The organism is Streptomyces sp. NPDC050485 (assembly GCF_044458185.1).
Classification (GTDB): Bacteria; Actinomycetota; Actinomycetes; order Streptomycetales; family Streptomycetaceae; genus Streptomyces.
Genome location: NZ_JBITHR010000016.1, coordinates 100,759 through 115,513, shown reverse-complemented (window position 1 = coordinate 115,513; position 14,755 = coordinate 100,759). Strand labels below are relative to the sequence as shown.

Below are 14,755 nucleotides of genomic sequence, written 5' to 3'. Positions count from 1 at the left end.
AGGAACACGGCCTCAGTTGGAGGGGAGGAGCTTCAGCTCCGGGTGGGCGGTGCCGCCCTCGATCGCGGTCGAGGAGATGTGCGACTGGACCCGGGTGTCGACCGGGTCGTTCGCCGGGTCGTCGTGCACGACGAGGTGCTCGTAGGTGGTGGCCCGCTGGGCCGGCACCCGGTCCGCCTTGCGGATCATGTCGATCATCTCGATGAGGTTGGAGCGGTGCTTGGCCCCGGCCGACGAGACGACGTTCTCCTCCAGCATGACCGAGCCGAGGTCGTCGGCACCGTAGTGCAGCGACAGCTGGCCGGCCTCCTTGCCGGTGGTCAGCCAGGAGCCCTGGATGTGGGCCACGTTGTCGAGGAACAGCCGCGCGATGGCGATCATGCGCAGGTACTCGAAGAGGGTCGCCTGGGTGCGGCCCTTGAGGTGGTTGTTCTCGGGCTGGTACGTGTACGGGATGAAGGCGCGGAAGCCGCCCGTACGGTCCTGCACGTCGCGGATCATGCGCAGGTGCTCGATGCGCTCGGCATTCGTCTCACCGGTACCCATGAGCATGGTGGAGGTGGACTCGACGCCAAGCCCGTGGGCGGTCTCCATGATCTCCAGCCAGCGCTCGCCGGACTCCTTGAGCGGCGCGATCGCCTTGCGCGGCCGCTCCGGCAGCAGCTCGGCACCGGCCCCGGCGAAGGAGTCGAGCCCGGCGGCGTGGATGCGCGAGATGGCCTCTTCCACCGGCACCTTGGAGATGCGGGCCATGTGCTCGACCTCGGAGGCGCCGAGGGAGTGGATGACCAGCTGGGGGTACGCCTTCTTGATCGCCGAGAAGTGCTCTTCGTAGTACTCGACGCCGAAGTCGGGGTGGTGGCCGCCCTGGAACATGATCTGGGTGCCGCCGAGCTCGACGGTCTCCGCGCAGCGGCGCAGGATGTCGTCCAGATCCCGCGTCCAGCCCTTGGCGGTGTCCTTGGGCGCGGCGTAGAAGGCGCAGAACTTGCACGCCGTCACGCAGACGTTCGTGTAGTTGATGTTCCGCTCGATGATGTACGTCGCGATGTGCTCGGTGCCGGCGTAGCGGCGGCGGCGCACGGCGTCGGCGGCCGCGCCGAGCGCGTGCAGCGGAGCGGAGCGGTACAGGTCGAGCGCTTCCTCGGGGGTGATCCGCCCACCCTCGGCGGCGCGGTCGAGAACGGACTGAAGATCGGCCTTCTCAGTCACCGGGGGTGTCCCTTTCATAGGGGTTCGAATCTGGAGGGGCGGCGCGAAGCGCCTCGTTTGGGGTGGTGGTGGGAGACGGGCGGGCGGACCGATCCAGCCTACGCCAGGGCCTCCGGGCTCCTGTGCCGGACCCGGGAGTCAGGAGGTCAGACCGCCGAGCAGCAGCCCCCCGAACGCTCCCGCGATCATGAACGGGCCGAGCGGGATGGCCGTTTTGCGGCTCGCCCGGCGGACCACCACGAGCCCCATCCCGTACACCGCGCCGAGGACCAGTCCGAGCAGGGCCCCGGCCAGCAGGATCGCCCAGCCGTACCAGCCGAGCAGCACACCGAGCCCGACCGCGAGCTTCACGTCGCCGAAGCCCATGCCTGCCGGGTTGATCAGGAACAGCACGAAGTACCCGCCGCCGAGCGCGAGCCCGCCGAGCAGTGCGGTGGGCCAGGATCCGGCGTGCCCGGGCAGCAGCGCTGCCAGGCCGAGCAGCGCGGCGGCGGCAGCGGCGAGCGGGAGGGTGAGGACGTCGGGGAGGCGGTGCACGCGGAGATCTACGAGGGCGAGCAGCACGGTCACCGGAGCGAGCAGCAGCCAGACCGCCGCCTCGGGGCGGAGCCCTGTGGTGGCGGCGAGCGCGGCGCAGGCGAGCGCGGTGAGGACCGCGCCGGCCACCGGCGGGCCACCCTCCCCGCCGCAGGCCCGGCACCGGCCGAACCCCAGCCACCCGCCGAAGGGATGCCCCGCCGGGCAGGCGGAGCGCCAGGGTTCGTCCGGTTCGACGGAGAGTCGGTGCACGGGCCGGCCGAGCAGCAGCCCGGCACCGGCGCCCCACGCGGCCGCGGCGAGGGTCAGCGGTAGGTTCACGGGACCAGGGTGCCGGTCAGCCGGCCGTCGCGGGGGCGGTGCCGCCGCGCCAGGACGGGAGCAGCTCGTCAAGGAGGGCCTCGGTGCGCGGCGGCAGACCGCGGGGGCCGCTCCGGGCGGCGAGATCGGCGACCAGCGCGAGCAACCGGTCCTCGTCCCCGGTCGCATGGGTGGTCCGCAGAATCTCGTTCCAGAGCCGTTCGTCCGAGGGCGAGCTCGCCAGCGCGGTGCGGAGCGCCGCGATCGCCTCCTCCGCCCGGCCCTGTTCCATGCGATGGGCGCAGAGCGCGAGCGCCACGTCCGCCACCAGGAGCGGCAGTTGGGTGTCGATGATCTCGTGGCCGAGCCAGCCGTAGCGGCGCTCGTCGCGGTCGGCGAGCAGCGGGCCGCGCACCAGGCCGAGGGCGTCGGTGAGCAGCCGTTCGCGCACCGAGGCGCGCCGGGCGCCGGAGCCCTCGGTCGCCTCGTAGTGCAGCGAGCGCAGCACATCGAGGTCGGAGACGACGGACCGGGCGAGGGTGAGCCGGCCGCCGGCGTCCGTACGCAGCCGGGGCGAGCCGTCCTCGTCGGTGCCGAGCCAGTCCCGCAGCCGGTCGAGGAGCGCGTCCCGTACCTCGTCGGTCACCCCGCGCGGCCACATCGCGGAGGCCAGGACCAGCGGGTGGACACCCTCGCGGTGCAGGAGCAGCAGGGCGAGCGCCTCGTGGAGCAGGGCGCTGCGCTCGTCGTCCGGCGCGTCCAGGCCGATGATCTCGTACGTTCCGACCAGCCGGGCGTAGACGGCGGGGCGGCCCTGCTCGGTGATGTCCACCAGGAAGGCGTGGGGTGCGGGCGCCGGGTCGTCGCCGTCCGGTCCGGACATCGCGTCGGCGGCGGCGAAGAGGCGTACGACCGCGTCGTGCACGGCGGCCGGGAGCAGTTGGGCGGTGAGTTCCAGGCCGAGCAGCGGGGCGGTCAGGCGGCCCGCCTCGGTGACCGCCAAGTCCCAGGATGCGCCCGGGAGTTGACCGTCGCTCGCCACGCCGACCAGGCACCCGATGCCCAACCGGCTCGCACCGGCGGTCAGTTCGGCCAGAGCGGCGGCCTCGGCCGCGTTCGGGGTGTCGGCGATCAGTACGAGGTGCGGGGCCCACCGGGTGTGCTGGGCGGGGCCGGTACGCCCGGTGAGGACCGAATCGTGGCCGGCCGCTCCGAGTGCCGCCCCGCGCTGCTGGATCTCGGCGCCGAGGTCTTCGAGGAGCACCGCCACGGAGTCGAGGTGGCGCAGCCGGGTCGGCGCGAGGGCGCCGAGTTCGCGGCCGAATCCGACCACGGTGACCGTCATCCGGTCCGACCAGCCGTTGGTGGCGAGCTCGGCGGCGACCGAGGAGAGCACGGCGGCGCGGGCCCCGGCCGGGCCGCTGAGCGAGACCGGGCCGGGGGCGGCTTCGAGGTTGAGGAGCAGCCGGGCGCCGTCGAGCGTGCCGAGGCTCACCAGACCGGGGTACGGCGCCGACACCGCGTCGAGCTCCGCCCCCGGGTGGTCGGACACGGCCGTGCGCTGCAGGCTCCACAGGGTCGCCTCCCGGCCCTGTCGCCACGGGGCGGGCGGCTCGCCGGACGGCTGGGCCAGCTGGAGGTGCAGCTCGGTGGCGGTGAACCAGGCGGCGTACACGACGGGCAGCGGCCGGTTCGCGTCGTCGAGCGACGCGGACAGCCCCCGCAGCGCCTGGTCGAGGAAGCGTACGGCCGCCGGGTCGGCGCCGACCAGCAGGGCGTCGTGGACATCGGCGTCGGCGCCGGTGGGCACCGGCGGCTCCATGCCGCGGCGCCCGGCGACCGCCGTCATCGCGGACTGCCACAGCGCCATCCGGCGCCGACGGCCGAGCGCGCCGAGCACACCGGCGGCGAGCAGCGGTGCCCCGATGAGCGCGTCGGACAGCCCGAACCCGCTCTCGGACGAGGCCGGGGTGGCGGCCTGCGGGGTGTGCTCCTGCGCCGGGGCCGGAGTCTGCTGCTCCGGTACGGCGCTGGGGGCGGCCGGCGTCTGGGCCCGCGCCCCGCCGCCCTGCTGGGCGGGCTGGGCGGGCTGGGCGTGGTCGCCGGACTTGCTGTACTCGGCGATCTGCTGCTGGAGTTCGGGCGAGACCTCGGGCGCCTGGGTGGGCGCCTCGACCAGATCGCCGCCGTGCGCGTCCGCCGGCATCTCCATGATCCAGCCCGGTCGGATCAGGCTGGCCTCGGACAGCTTGGAGCCGTCCGGCTGCACCCGGTCCTTGTTGAGCTGGTAGATCTCGTGGTACCGCCGCCCGTCTCCGAGGTGCCGCTCGGCGACCTCCCAGAGCGAATCGTGGTGACGGCCCTCGGGCGGGTGGATCCGGTAGAACTTGGTGGCGCCCGCCTCGGCCCCGCCCCCGTGCTCCCGCGCCTCCACCGCGGCATGCTCCTGCGCCGCCGCCTGCTGCTGCATCGCCTCGGCGACGGTGGCGGCCTGCTGCTGCCCCGGCAGTTGCTGGGCCGCGGCGACGGCCGGCTTGTGCGTGACCTCCTGCTGCTGCCCGAAGCCCGGCGCGAAACTGGCGGCCGTGGCGGTGATGAGCAGCACCGCCGCGATGAGCTGGCGCGCGAGCAGCTGGCTGGGGCCCGCGCCGGGAACCCGCGAAGGCAGCCCGACCCCGGACACGGCCGCCTTGACCTCCACCAGCACGCAGGCGGTGAACTGCGCCCAGGCCAGCCACACCACCAGCGTGAGGACCTTCACGAACACCGTCACGGAGATCTGCTGCTGGACCATGTCCAGCGACGGCATCCGGTGCGGCAGCGGCCACCCGACGAACGACGCGAGCGCCCCCGGCACCCCCACCAGCAGCACGAGCAGCGCGACGAACGCGAGGAACGCCTTGGCGAAGTCGCCGGGCGTACGACGGCGCGGCAACGGCTGCGGCGTCCGATTCGCCGGACCCGTCGCGCGGGAGGGGGTGCGTGCCATGGCGGGGTTCCTGGGGTTGAGGGGGTGGGCGGGGCATGATGGGCGACCAGGAGCTGGCCGCCCCAACTCCCGCTCGGTTGCTAACGGTTGATGGACTGGATTTCCTGGACGGTCACGTTCTGGGGCGGCGTGGTGAAGATGCTGTCGGGCAGCGCACCGCCCTCGCCGTTCGAGGCGGACCAGCTGACCTTCCAGGTGATGCTCGCCTTGAACGAGTACGCCCCGGGCCGCTGGTACGTCACGCCGCACGGCGGGGTCTGCCCGGCCTTGCCGGCCGCGAACGGCTCACCGATGCTGCCGTCCGCGTTGATCGGGCAGTCGCCGGACGCCGGGAAGACCGTGGCGTCGGACGTGCCCGGATCGATGTGGAGCGCGACGGGCTTGGCGGTGGCGGTCGAGGAGATGCCCGCCAGGGAAGCGGTCACCTTCTTCTCCGTGAACTTGTTCCCCGGCGCCCAGATCCAGGTCGGCAGGTTGACTGTGGAAGTACCGCTTGGCGCCATTGACACCACGGTCGAGGGGAGCGCTATGGAGTCGGAGGCGTATTCGCCGAGGATCTTGGCGTTGACGGCGAGGGGGACGTCCGGCGTCTTCCCGTTCTCCACCCAGAACGGGAACCTGTCGCACTTCTGGGCCGCGGGGTCGTCCTTGCGGTTCGGGTTCACCACCGCGGCCCAGAACATCCCCCTGCCCTCTTGGTCGAGGTTGTAGTTCTTGTAGCCGCCCTTCGCGGGGTCGCCGGTCTTGTACTGGCGGTCGTAGGCGCCAGCGATGAAGTCGCCTATGCCGAAGAACTTGAAGGCGCGCCACTGAGTGACCATGGCCTCCATTTCCTTCGGCGAGTACGTGGGCTCGTACCAGCAGGCGGGCGGCGTCCAGTTGCTGTCGCTCGACGCCAGGTCACCGGTCGGCTTCGTACCCGACTGCTTGGTGTCCCCGGACGTCGTCGCCTTCGACACGCCAGCCTTGACCTGACCGTTGTCGTTCTGGGCGGTCGCGTCGTTACGGCCGGACGTCTTCGAATTACCCTGTCCCGCCCAGGCGGATGAGGCCTGCAGCACGATCAGCGCCGCAGTGAGCATCGGAAGAGCGACGGCCTTCGCTACACGCGTCACGGCTGGCACTTCTGGTCTCCTCGCTGGGAACGCTCCCTGGTGGTCTGCCAAACGCCCTTGTCGTTCTTGCGCAACCGCGTCACGTACGAGATGTACGAATCCTTGTCCGGCGGGGTGACGTTGACCTTGCCCGTCTTCCGGTCTTTCGTGAATCCCTTGGTCTCGTCACCGCAGTAGGTGAGTCCGGCTGACCCGTCCTTGTCGAGGGTGACCTGGCGGTTGAAGTAGCGGACCGTACCGGTGACTGTGGTGCCGTCCTGGATGAATCCGCCGATCCACTGCGCGTCGCCGATCAGCGCCGCGTCCACGGAGTAGTACGCCACGTTCTTGCTCTTCGGGTCCTGCTTGTCGATCGCCTCGTCGATGGCCTTCAGGTACTCCGCGTTGTCGCTGAGGATCGCGTCCTTCACCGGATCACCGGTCTTCTCCGGGTCGAAGGTCAGCACGTTGCCCTCGGGCAGCACCACCTTCGGCCGGTTCGCGGCGTCCGCCCCCGCGGCGGACGCCGACGCCGAGGGCGTGGCAGAGGCGGACGAGCCGTTGTCCGCGCCCGCGATCTTCTTCGGGTCCTTGGCCCCCGCCGAGCCCCCACCACCGCACCCGGTCAGCAGAAGCGCGCCCGCGGCCGCCAGGGCGGCTGCGGCCGTCGTGGCCTTGTGGTTACGCATCAGGGAGTCCTACCTCCGTAAGGGAAAAGGGGGTCACGTCAGCCCACCTCGTTCTTCGCCACGGACCGCCCGTGCACGACGACCTCGCCGCCGTAGAAGAACCCGGTGAACACGGGCTTGTACGTCAACTGGATCTCGACCTCGACCTGTTGGGCGTTGCCGCCCAGGCAGCGGGAGGCCGCGATGTCCGTTCCGGAGAGCCCGGACGCCCGGGCGAAGGACTTCACGCGGGCGCCGCAGTTCTCGTACCGGATCGGCGCCCCGGCCCCGGAGCCGTTGTACAGGGCTTCCTTGTCGATGTCCTGGGCGGCGTAGCGGGCGGCCTGTTCGGCGATGTCCGCCGCGCGCTCCCGCTTGGAGATGGACAGACCGCCGTCGATGACGAACGCGGCGAGGCCGAGGAAGACGATCGCGAAGATGATGACGGCGGCCGCGCCCGAGCCCCGATCGTCCAGGCGCGTGCGCCGCGCCGCGATCCAGGAGAGCGGGGCCCCGGCCCAGGAGGGCGGCCGCGCCGCGATCCAGGAGCGCAGGGCCGCCCCGGGCCCGTCCGTGTTGCGCAGCACCCTCATGCCGTCTTCCTCTTGAACGGGTCGAGCGGCGAGGTCGACGTGCCGGTCAGGGTCTTGGGGACGTTCAGTCCGAGCATCGCCAGACCCCGGATCCGGCAGCTGACCTCGACGGTGAAGAACTCGGCGTCGGCCCAGCCCGCGCTGGTCTGCCGGACGCTGACCGGGCCGGAGCAGACGTCCGCCAGATCGGCCTCCGCCGCCGCCTTCGCCTCGGACAGCGCCGTGCCGTGGTCCTTCTGGATGGAGCCGGCCCGCGCCGCGTCCCGGGCCGCGCTGTCCACCGCGCCCCGCCCGTCCACGAGTTGGCCGAAGGCCACCAGGACCAGGATGAAGAGGATGATCACCGGGGCGAGGACGACCACCTCGATGGTGGAGAGGCCGCGGTCGCCGTGGTGACGGGAGGAGCCCCGGTCCGATGCGGCCTCGGCAGGGCGGCGTACGGCTTCGGCGACACGGCGGCGTACCGCGTCGGCGAACCGGGTCGGCGTGGCGCGTACCGGCTGCGCACCCATCAGTTCGCCCCCTCGCGTACGAATCGTTCCACCGGTCCCTGCGACCGCGCGTGCACCGTCAGGTGCAGGCCGGGGAAGATTGTCGGAACCTTCGCCGTGATCTCCACGCCCACCGTGTTCGCCCTGGGCTCGACCGCCTTGACATCGGGAGCGAGCACGAGCTGCGGGCCGAGCTGCCGGATGTAGCTGGAGGCCTGGTCGCGGGCCTCGCCGCGCCAGGCGCCGGGCTGCTCGTCGGCCATGGCCCGCGCCTTGCGGGCGCCCGCCTGGGCCGCGGCCTGCGCCACGTGGTCCGCGAAGAAGTACAGGCCGAACTGCACGGTCGCGAAGATCATGAAGAAGAGCACCGGGGTCAGCAGCACGAACTCGATCGCGGTCATGCCGGAGTCGCCGCGGGCGGAGGCTGCCTCCACCCGGCGGCGTACAAGAGCCCGGAGTCTGTCGCGCAAGGTTCCCGCGCCTCAGCAGGTCTTGTCGGCGCTCGCGCCCTCGATGCACTTGCCGACCTTGTCGGCGCCGCCCTTGAGAGCCTGGTTGATGATCGCGGCCACCACGCCGACGATCGCCACGACGACCGCGGAGATGATGACCCACTCGACCGCGGACGCGCCCCGGTCGAGCTCGCCGGAGCGGGCACGCTGGACGCGGCCCCGCAGGAAGGTGACCAGGAAGTCGACAGCCGGGTGGCTGATCTTCGGGAACTGCGGGCGGTTCATGGTGTGTTTTCCTCTCAACAGGAGTGGGGGGACGGCGCGTTCAGCCCGACGTCAGACTTGAAAGACGCGCATCGCGGCCGGGAAGATCAGGAAGACCAGGAAGCCGGCACAGAGCAGCAGTTGGGCGACGAGCATCGACTGGGACTTCTCACCCGCCGCGCCCTCGATCTCGGCCATCTCCCGGTGTCGCATCGTTTCGGCTCGGGACGCCAGCGACTCTCGTACCTTCGCGCCGTCGTCCGCCACCAGGGCAAGCGACGAGGAGAGGTCCTTCAGCTCCTCCACGCCCAGCTCCTCGCCGAGCCGGCCGAGCGCCAGCCACTGGCTGGTGCCGGTGATCCTGGCGTCGGCGAGGGTGTTGCGCAGCCGGCGCAGGGCCCAGCCGTCGCTGACCTCGGCGGCGGCCATCAGCGCCTCGGGCAGCCCGCGGCCGCCGGCCAGGTTCATCGCCACCAGGTCGAGGTACGCCCCGATGACGCGGCGCAGGTCCCGGCGCTTGTCCGCGGCGTCCCGGCGGATTTCGAGGTCCGGCAGGAAGAAGAAGACCGCCCCGCACATCAGCGCCAGCCAGACCGGAATGATCGGGCTGCTGCCGAAGCCGAGCACCGCGACGATCACGAAGAGCATCGGTCCGAAGACCAGGCCCGCGACGCCGAGCAGCACCTTGGTCGCCAGGAACCGCTCCCAGCCGCGGTCGAGCACGGCGAGGTCGGCGCGGATCGAGCGCTGCTCCCAGCCCTGCTTGAGGTACAACTCGGCGACCCTGGCACCGATGCCGGACCGTACGCCGGAGAGCCGGCCGGAGTCCCGCGCCTCGGCCTGCGGGGCGTACACCGCGCCCGACGAACGCATCGCGTCGATCCGCGCGACCTGCGACACCGAGGAGCGCTTCGTCCGCGACAGCGCTCTGACCAGGACGTAGACGCCGAGGCCGAGAACCGCGCCGATGAGCGCCGGCATGGTGATGGTGTCCGTCACTGCACTCCCTCCCCAGCGGAAACAGGACGCTGCGGGGCGACGTCCCGGTTCCCGAGCGGCCCTTGCTGGGGCACGTCCGGGCGGACGAAACGGGGCTCCGGCTCGTCCCGGACCAGGAAGCGTTCCGGCGTCTCGATCACCGACAGCTTGCGCAGCCACCAGAAGCCGAGCCCGAACAGACCGCACACGCACGCAAGCACGAGCTGGCCGACCGGCGAGCTGTACGGCTGCACGAAGTCGCGGTTGAACACCGAGAGCCCGAGGACGAACGCGATCGACACCCCGACGACGATCTGCACGCTGCGTCTGGTGGACGAGCGCTGCGCCATCACCCGGTGGCGCATGTCGATCTCCTCGCGCGCCGACTTGGCGAGCGCGCCGAGCACCTGGCGCAGACCCGGGCCGCGCAACCGCGCGTTGAGGATCAGCGCCGCGACGATGATGTCGGCGGACGCGTCGTCGATCTCGTCGGCGAGCAGCTGCAGCGCGTCGGGCAGCGGCGTACGCGCCCGCAACCGGTCGACCAGGGCGTCGAGATGGGGCCGCAGCGCGGGAGCGGCGGCCCGCGCCGACGCGGGGATGGCCTGTTCGAGTCCGACCGCGCCGGCGATGGTGTCACGCAGCGACTCGGTCCAGGCGGCGAGCGCCTCGACGCGCTTCATCGCGGCCTTCTCCTGCGCGGCCCCGCCGAAGAGCCGGTCCCAGAAGAAGACGAGCAGACCGGTGGCGACACCGGCCACCGTCCACCGGGTGAGCAGCAGCACGAGCAGGCCGACACCGACCGCGATCGAACCGCGCTTGCCCACGAACTGCAGCAGTTCGCCGGCCCGTTCACTCCGGCCGCCCTTGCCGCCCGGCTTCGCCTCGAAGCCGCGGATCGCGAGGACCAGCAGGGCGAGGCCGCCGCCGACGGCGAGGCCCGCGGCGAGCGCGTACAACGTCTGGGCCTCGAAGAGGCCTCCCATGGAGGGAATGCTGTTCATACGGCCCCGCTCACCCCCAGGCCCCGGAAGGCCGATAGCCGTGCACGGCGAGGTCCTCGATGCACGAGACCGGGGCGTGCGGCACGATCCGCCCGTCCGGGGTCTCGGCGAAGACCTCGCTGGACAGGACGCGCCCGTCGCAGCCGTTCACCTCGCGGACCGAGGTGACCATGCGCTGCAGTCGGCCGCCGCTCTCGTAGGCGTTGCGCCGCTCCACGAAGACGACGAAGTTGACGGCGCCCGCGACCAGCATCTGGCTGGCCTCGATGGGCAGCCGCTCGGCCGCCTGGAGGGCGTAGGTCGAAATGCGGTTGAAGACCTCGGCGGAGCTGTTGGCGTGGATGGTCGACAGCGAGCCGTCGTTGCCCTGCGACATGGCGTTCAGCATGGTCACGATCTCGTCGCCGAGTACCTCGCCGACGATGACCCGCGAGGGGTTCATACGCAGCGAACGGCGCACCAGCTCCGCCATCGGGATCATGCCCAGGCCCTCGGAGTTGGGCAGCCGCTCCTCGAACGCCACGACGTTCGGGTGGAGTTCGGGGAACTGGTCGAGCCCGAGCTCAAGGGCCCGCTCGACCGTGATCAGCCGCTCGTGCATGGGGATCTCATTGGCGAGCGCCCGCAGCAGCGTGGTCTTTCCGGCGTTGGTCGCGCCCGCGATCATGATGTTCTTACGGGCCCGCACCGCACAGGCCAGGAAGTGCGCCACCTCCGGTGTGAGCGTGCCGTTTCCCACCAGGTCCGCCATGAAGACCTTGCCCATGCGGGCCCGGCGGATGGACAGCGAGGGCCGCCGGGCGACCTCCATGACGGCCGAAAGGCGCGAGCCGTCCGGCAGCCGCAGGTCGAGCTGCGGATTGGCGGAGTCGAAGGGCCGCGACGAAAGGCCGGAGTAGGCGCCGAGCACCTGGATGAGCTCGATGAGCTCCTCGTCGCTCTCGGCGACGGGCTCCCCGCGCACCTCGCGACCGTCGGCGTACCCGACGAAAACCTGATCGCAGCCATTGATGTCGATGTTCTCGACCTCGGGGTCGTCGAGCAGCGGCTGCAGCCGGCCGACGCCGAAGAGCGCCGCGTGCACGGCGGCCGCGTACTGCTCCTCGGTCTCCGCGTCGAGCGGCGTACGCCCGGAGTTGATCTCCGTACGGGCGTACTCCTCCAGTATCTGGGCTATGACGGCGCGCGCGTACTGCCGCTCGTCCTCGCCCGACATGGCCGGTACGCCGCGCACCTGGTCGAGGCGGCGCTGTTCGGCGATGCGGTCACCGGCCTCCTGGCGGAACCGCTTGACCAGCGAGTGGTCGACCGCGCTCATCGGCCGGCCCCGGCCCATGCCGCGCCGAACTGCTGGTACAGGTCGGCGGAGACCTTCCGCGCGCTGCGGATGAGCAGCGACTTGTCGATCCGCCCGCGGCCCCGCCCGGCGAGCAGGGCCGCGCCCGAGGGGTCGTGTGCGAGGGTTCCGACGATCCGGGCGCCGGTCTGCCCGGCCACCAGCATGTCGTTGACCTGGTGCGCGAGCTTGGCGGATACGCCGGCCTCGGCGACCAGGACCACGCCGATGAGCGGGGTGGCCAGCGCGTTTCCGCGCGGGCCGCCGTGCAACTGGGCGGAGAGGGCCGCGGCCCGGTCCCGTACGCGGGCGAGGTGTTCGGGTTCCGTACGCGATACGAGCAGGGCGAGCGCGGCGTGCGGCAGCAGGTCGAGCGCGGGCGAGCCGCCGCTGATCCGGCCGAGGTCGGCGATCACGTCGGCGGGCGCGTGCGGCGACTCGCCGAGCGAGGCGAAGGCCCGGCCGAGCGTCGGCCAGGCGCCGGCGAGACCGGCGGCCTGCTCGGCCGCGCCGAGCCCCACCAGCAGTTCCAGGCCGCCGGCCATCGGCTGGGCGTGGTCCCAGAGCTGGTCGGCGGCGAGTCCGCGGCGGGCGGCCGCGGCCAGCGAGAGCATTCCGGTGTTCGGGTTGAGGGGACCGCCGTTGGTGGCCGTACAGCGGTACACCAGGTCCCCGCCGGCCGGGTCCGTCTCGGCGAGCAGCACGCGACGGGGCCATACGGCGGCCAGGGCCAGGGCCGCCGTGGTGACACCGGGGGAACCCTTGTCGGAGGCGAGTGCGATGAGCGCCATGTCTTCTGGGTCTTCTGTCTCTTCTGCGCCGCTGCGTCGCCGCGCGGCTCAGCCGTTGTCCGGCGCGGCGCCGTTGTCCGGCGCGACCCGCACCACGGCGGCTTCGCCGGCGGAGGCGGCCTGCGCGAGGGCGGCGGCCTCGGCGGTGTTGACGGTGAGCGTGACGGCGAGGTTGCCGCTGCCGAAGGACTTGTCCCGGGTGCCCGTGTCGCTGACGACGGCGCGCTGAACGACCACCGAACCGGCACTGCCGGAACCGGAGTTGCCCGAACCGCTGCCCTTGCCCGCGGAATTCGCGGAGTTGCCGACCCGGTAGACGGTGACCGTCTCGCCGTCCTTGAGGTTGGTCGGGTACTGGCCCTCCTTGAGCGAGACGCCGACCGCGGCCTTGCCGGCCGGGACGCCGCCGTCGGCCGCGAACATCTCGCCGACGAGGAGGGAGCCCGCGTAGAGGTTGGACTTGGCCCGGAGTTTGGTCAGGCCGTCGTACTGCCCCGGGGTGATGTAGTGGGCGCTGCCGGCGGCCACCATCACGGTGGTGAGATCGTGCTTCGTCACGGCGTGCCCCGCGGGCACGTCGCCCGCCAGCTTGTAGACCTCGACCCGGTCGCCCGCCCGCAGCACCAGAACGGTCGCCCCGAGGGCTCCGATCAGGATGAGCAGTACGGCGAGGGCGGCAAGGGCCGGCTTGCGCTCACGAGGCGGCGCCGGAAGCCGTTCACCAATCGGCTGGCCGGGCGCCGAGCCCCGGTGGGTCCCCGCCCCGCCGCGCTCCTGGACCTTCACGTCGCTTCTCCCCGAGGTAATTCTTTTGCGACAGCGCCGAGTTGAGCAAAGCCGCATCAATGCGAACCGACTTGAACAAAGCCGCCTGAAGTCGAACCGAATCGACCCCGATTGACCGCTTCAGCCCCGCCAGGGGCCGCGCCCCGAGGCCACCGGCACACCGTCAGATCACTTGATCGCACCGTAGCAGCAGCACATAAGCACCTCAAGGCGAGTTAAAGATCGCGAACATCACCCGCATCAGCGCCACCACCGCAAACCGGACAGAAGGACCCGATTCCCGGCCTCGCGACCCCGCCCCGCTATCGCTGGGCGATCCTCACGAACCGGTCACCGAACCTCCCCACGAACCACAAACGAACGACTCCAGGCACTAGTTGTGCACGTAGTTGCATGCGCAACCATCGGTTACCTCCCCCAAGCCCGCCGACTGCGCCGGCGCAACACGGGCAACAGGACGAATCCGGCCACCGCGAGGGCGGCGAGCACCCCGCCGACAACGAAGAAGTCCCAGGGCCAGTCGGGACTGCGGTAGCCGTCCTGGTAAGGCGTCTTGGCGCAGTCGGCGGTCACGTCACAGACGACGTGCTTCCCACCTTTGAGCATGAGCCCAGCGACGACACCGAACGCCGACACCACCAGCGCGCCGGCTAGCAGCCCGCCGGGGAGCGCGTACCAGGCCCCATGCGGCCGAAGCCGAGGCAAGGGCGGACGCGGGGCCCACATGGGCGGGGCGCCGGGGGGCGGGCCTTGGGGAGGAGGTCCCTGCGAGGAGTACGGCCCGTGCGGCAGGTTCGGCCACTGGGCCGGGATCGACCCGTAGGCCGGCGGCGGCCCCTGCTCACATGCCGATCCGTGCGCCGCGGCCGGACCGTACTCCGGCCCCGAAGCCCCATGACTCGTCCGACTCATCGAACAACTCCCCCCTCCGCCGTGCTCCGACCGAACACCACCATCCTCACCAGCGGCCACGCGCTCGTCTTGAGTACCCCTACTCATTCGGTACGGGCCCACCGCCCAGGACAGGGAGCGCTCCGACGCCCGCCGTCCGGCGAAGTTCCGAACGACACCCGACAGCCCATGCCGATAGGCGACACCAGGCCGCCATTCCCGTCAGGGAAGCCGAACACAAAGTTCCAGAAGGGGAGATCGTGGGAGATCACCTCACGGTTGCATACCGGTGCGCCCGCTATGCCCCACCCTGCAGGGGACTTTGCCGTGGCGAAGCCCGCCAAGCATCGGTAGCGTCCAATCACTCGC

At 71.6% G+C, this 14,755-nt stretch carries 15 protein-coding genes; all 15 read right to left on the bottom strand.

All coding sequences use genetic code 11. The features are described from left to right. Positions 1-12: 12 nt before the first annotated feature. On the bottom strand, positions 13-1,212 hold the full coding sequence (gene mqnC, locus ACIBK6_RS28805) for a cyclic dehypoxanthinyl futalosine synthase (protein WP_399054315.1): 1,200 nt from the start codon (positions 1,210-1,212) through the stop codon (positions 13-15). Positions 1,213-1,350: 138 nt separating this feature from the next. After that, entirely contained in the window at positions 1,351-2,070 is a 720-nt protein-coding gene (locus tag ACIBK6_RS28800; RefSeq protein ID WP_399054313.1) for a prepilin peptidase, read from the bottom strand. A gap of 16 nt (positions 2,071-2,086) precedes the next feature. Continuing rightward, a complete protein-coding gene (locus tag ACIBK6_RS28795; protein WP_399054312.1) occupies positions 2,087-5,038 on the bottom strand; it encodes a BTAD domain-containing putative transcriptional regulator in 2,952 nt (983 codons plus the stop codon). An 80-nt stretch (positions 5,039-5,118) separates the two neighbouring features. Further along, a complete protein-coding gene (locus ACIBK6_RS28790; protein WP_399054311.1) occupies positions 5,119-6,153 on the bottom strand; it encodes a hypothetical protein in 1,035 nt (344 codons plus the stop codon). Further along, positions 6,150-6,821 (bottom strand): hypothetical protein, encoded by a 672-nt coding sequence (locus ACIBK6_RS28785; protein WP_399054309.1) that lies wholly within the window; start codon positions 6,819-6,821, stop codon positions 6,150-6,152. Before ACIBK6_RS28785 ends, ACIBK6_RS28790 begins: the two co-directional genes overlap by 4 nt. A gap of 38 nt (positions 6,822-6,859) precedes the next feature. Further along, a complete protein-coding gene (locus ACIBK6_RS28780) occupies positions 6,860-7,393 on the bottom strand; it encodes a TadE/TadG family type IV pilus assembly protein (RefSeq protein WP_399054308.1) in 534 nt (177 codons plus the stop codon). Next, on the bottom strand, positions 7,390-7,905 hold the full coding sequence (locus ACIBK6_RS28775) for a TadE/TadG family type IV pilus assembly protein (RefSeq protein WP_399054307.1): 516 nt from the start codon (positions 7,903-7,905) through the stop codon (positions 7,390-7,392). The genes ACIBK6_RS28780 and ACIBK6_RS28775 overlap by 4 nt, the downstream gene beginning before the upstream one ends. Next, a complete protein-coding gene (locus tag ACIBK6_RS28770) occupies positions 7,905-8,285 on the bottom strand; it encodes a TadE family protein (protein ID WP_399054386.1) in 381 nt (126 codons plus the stop codon). Before ACIBK6_RS28770 ends, ACIBK6_RS28775 begins: the two co-directional genes overlap by 1 nt. Before the next feature lie 81 nt (positions 8,286-8,366). Further along, positions 8,367-8,621 carry a hypothetical protein gene (locus ACIBK6_RS28765; RefSeq protein WP_399054306.1) on the bottom strand — a complete coding sequence of 85 codons (255 nt, stop codon included), beginning with the start codon at positions 8,619-8,621 and terminating at the stop codon, positions 8,367-8,369. A 51-nt stretch (positions 8,622-8,672) separates the two neighbouring features. Next, positions 8,673-9,581, bottom strand: a complete 909-nt coding sequence (locus tag ACIBK6_RS28760) for a type II secretion system F family protein (RefSeq protein WP_399054385.1) — start codon at positions 9,579-9,581, stop codon at positions 8,673-8,675. 14 nt (positions 9,582-9,595) lie between these two features. Then, positions 9,596-10,564, bottom strand: a complete 969-nt coding sequence (locus ACIBK6_RS28755; protein ID WP_399054305.1) for a type II secretion system F family protein — start codon at positions 10,562-10,564, stop codon at positions 9,596-9,598. A 28-nt stretch (positions 10,565-10,592) separates the two neighbouring features. Next, positions 10,593-11,900 (bottom strand): CpaF family protein, encoded by a 1,308-nt coding sequence (locus ACIBK6_RS28750; RefSeq protein ID WP_399054304.1) that lies wholly within the window; start codon positions 11,898-11,900, stop codon positions 10,593-10,595. Continuing rightward, entirely contained in the window at positions 11,897-12,709 is an 813-nt protein-coding gene (locus ACIBK6_RS28745) for a hypothetical protein (RefSeq protein WP_399054303.1), read from the bottom strand. The genes ACIBK6_RS28750 and ACIBK6_RS28745 overlap by 4 nt, the downstream gene beginning before the upstream one ends. A gap of 48 nt (positions 12,710-12,757) precedes the next feature. Further along, a complete protein-coding gene (locus tag ACIBK6_RS28740) occupies positions 12,758-13,495 on the bottom strand; it encodes a hypothetical protein (RefSeq protein ID WP_399054302.1) in 738 nt (245 codons plus the stop codon). A 408-nt stretch (positions 13,496-13,903) separates the two neighbouring features. Then, the gene (locus tag ACIBK6_RS28735) at positions 13,904-14,101 is read right to left on the bottom strand and encodes a hypothetical protein (RefSeq protein WP_399054301.1); all 198 of its coding nucleotides are present in this window, start codon (positions 14,099-14,101) and stop codon (positions 13,904-13,906) included. Positions 14,102-14,755 lie beyond the last annotated feature (654 nt).

Bases quoted from the DNA above. Each gene is read 5' to 3' on its own strand.
- ACIBK6_RS28765 (WP_399054306.1), bottom strand. From the start codon at position 8,621: ATGAACCGCCCGCAGTTCCCGAAGATCAGCCACCCGGCTGTCGACTTC.
- ACIBK6_RS28745 (WP_399054303.1), bottom strand. From the start codon at position 12,709: ATGGCGCTCATCGCACTCGCCTCCGACAAGGGTTCCCCCGGTGTCACC.
- ACIBK6_RS28795 (WP_399054312.1), bottom strand. From the start codon at position 5,038: ATGGCACGCACCCCCTCCCGCGCGACGGGTCCGGCGAATCGGACGCCG.
- ACIBK6_RS28750 (WP_399054304.1), bottom strand. From the start codon at position 11,900: ATGAGCGCGGTCGACCACTCGCTGGTCAAGCGGTTCCGCCAGGAGGCC.
- ACIBK6_RS28785 (WP_399054309.1), bottom strand. From the start codon at position 6,821: ATGCGTAACCACAAGGCCACGACGGCCGCAGCCGCCCTGGCGGCCGCG.
- ACIBK6_RS28735 (WP_399054301.1), bottom strand. From the start codon at position 14,101: ATGCTCAAAGGTGGGAAGCACGTCGTCTGTGACGTGACCGCCGACTGC.
- ACIBK6_RS28775 (WP_399054307.1), bottom strand. From the start codon at position 7,905: ATGGGTGCGCAGCCGGTACGCGCCACGCCGACCCGGTTCGCCGACGCG.
- ACIBK6_RS28770 (WP_399054386.1), bottom strand. From the start codon at position 8,285: ATGACCGCGATCGAGTTCGTGCTGCTGACCCCGGTGCTCTTCTTCATG.
- ACIBK6_RS28755 (WP_399054305.1), bottom strand. From the start codon at position 10,564: ATGGGAGGCCTCTTCGAGGCCCAGACGTTGTACGCGCTCGCCGCGGGC.
- ACIBK6_RS28780 (WP_399054308.1), bottom strand. From the start codon at position 7,393: ATGAGGGTGCTGCGCAACACGGACGGGCCCGGGGCGGCCCTGCGCTCC.
- ACIBK6_RS28760 (WP_399054385.1), bottom strand. From the start codon at position 9,581: ATGCCGGCGCTCATCGGCGCGGTTCTCGGCCTCGGCGTCTACGTCCTG.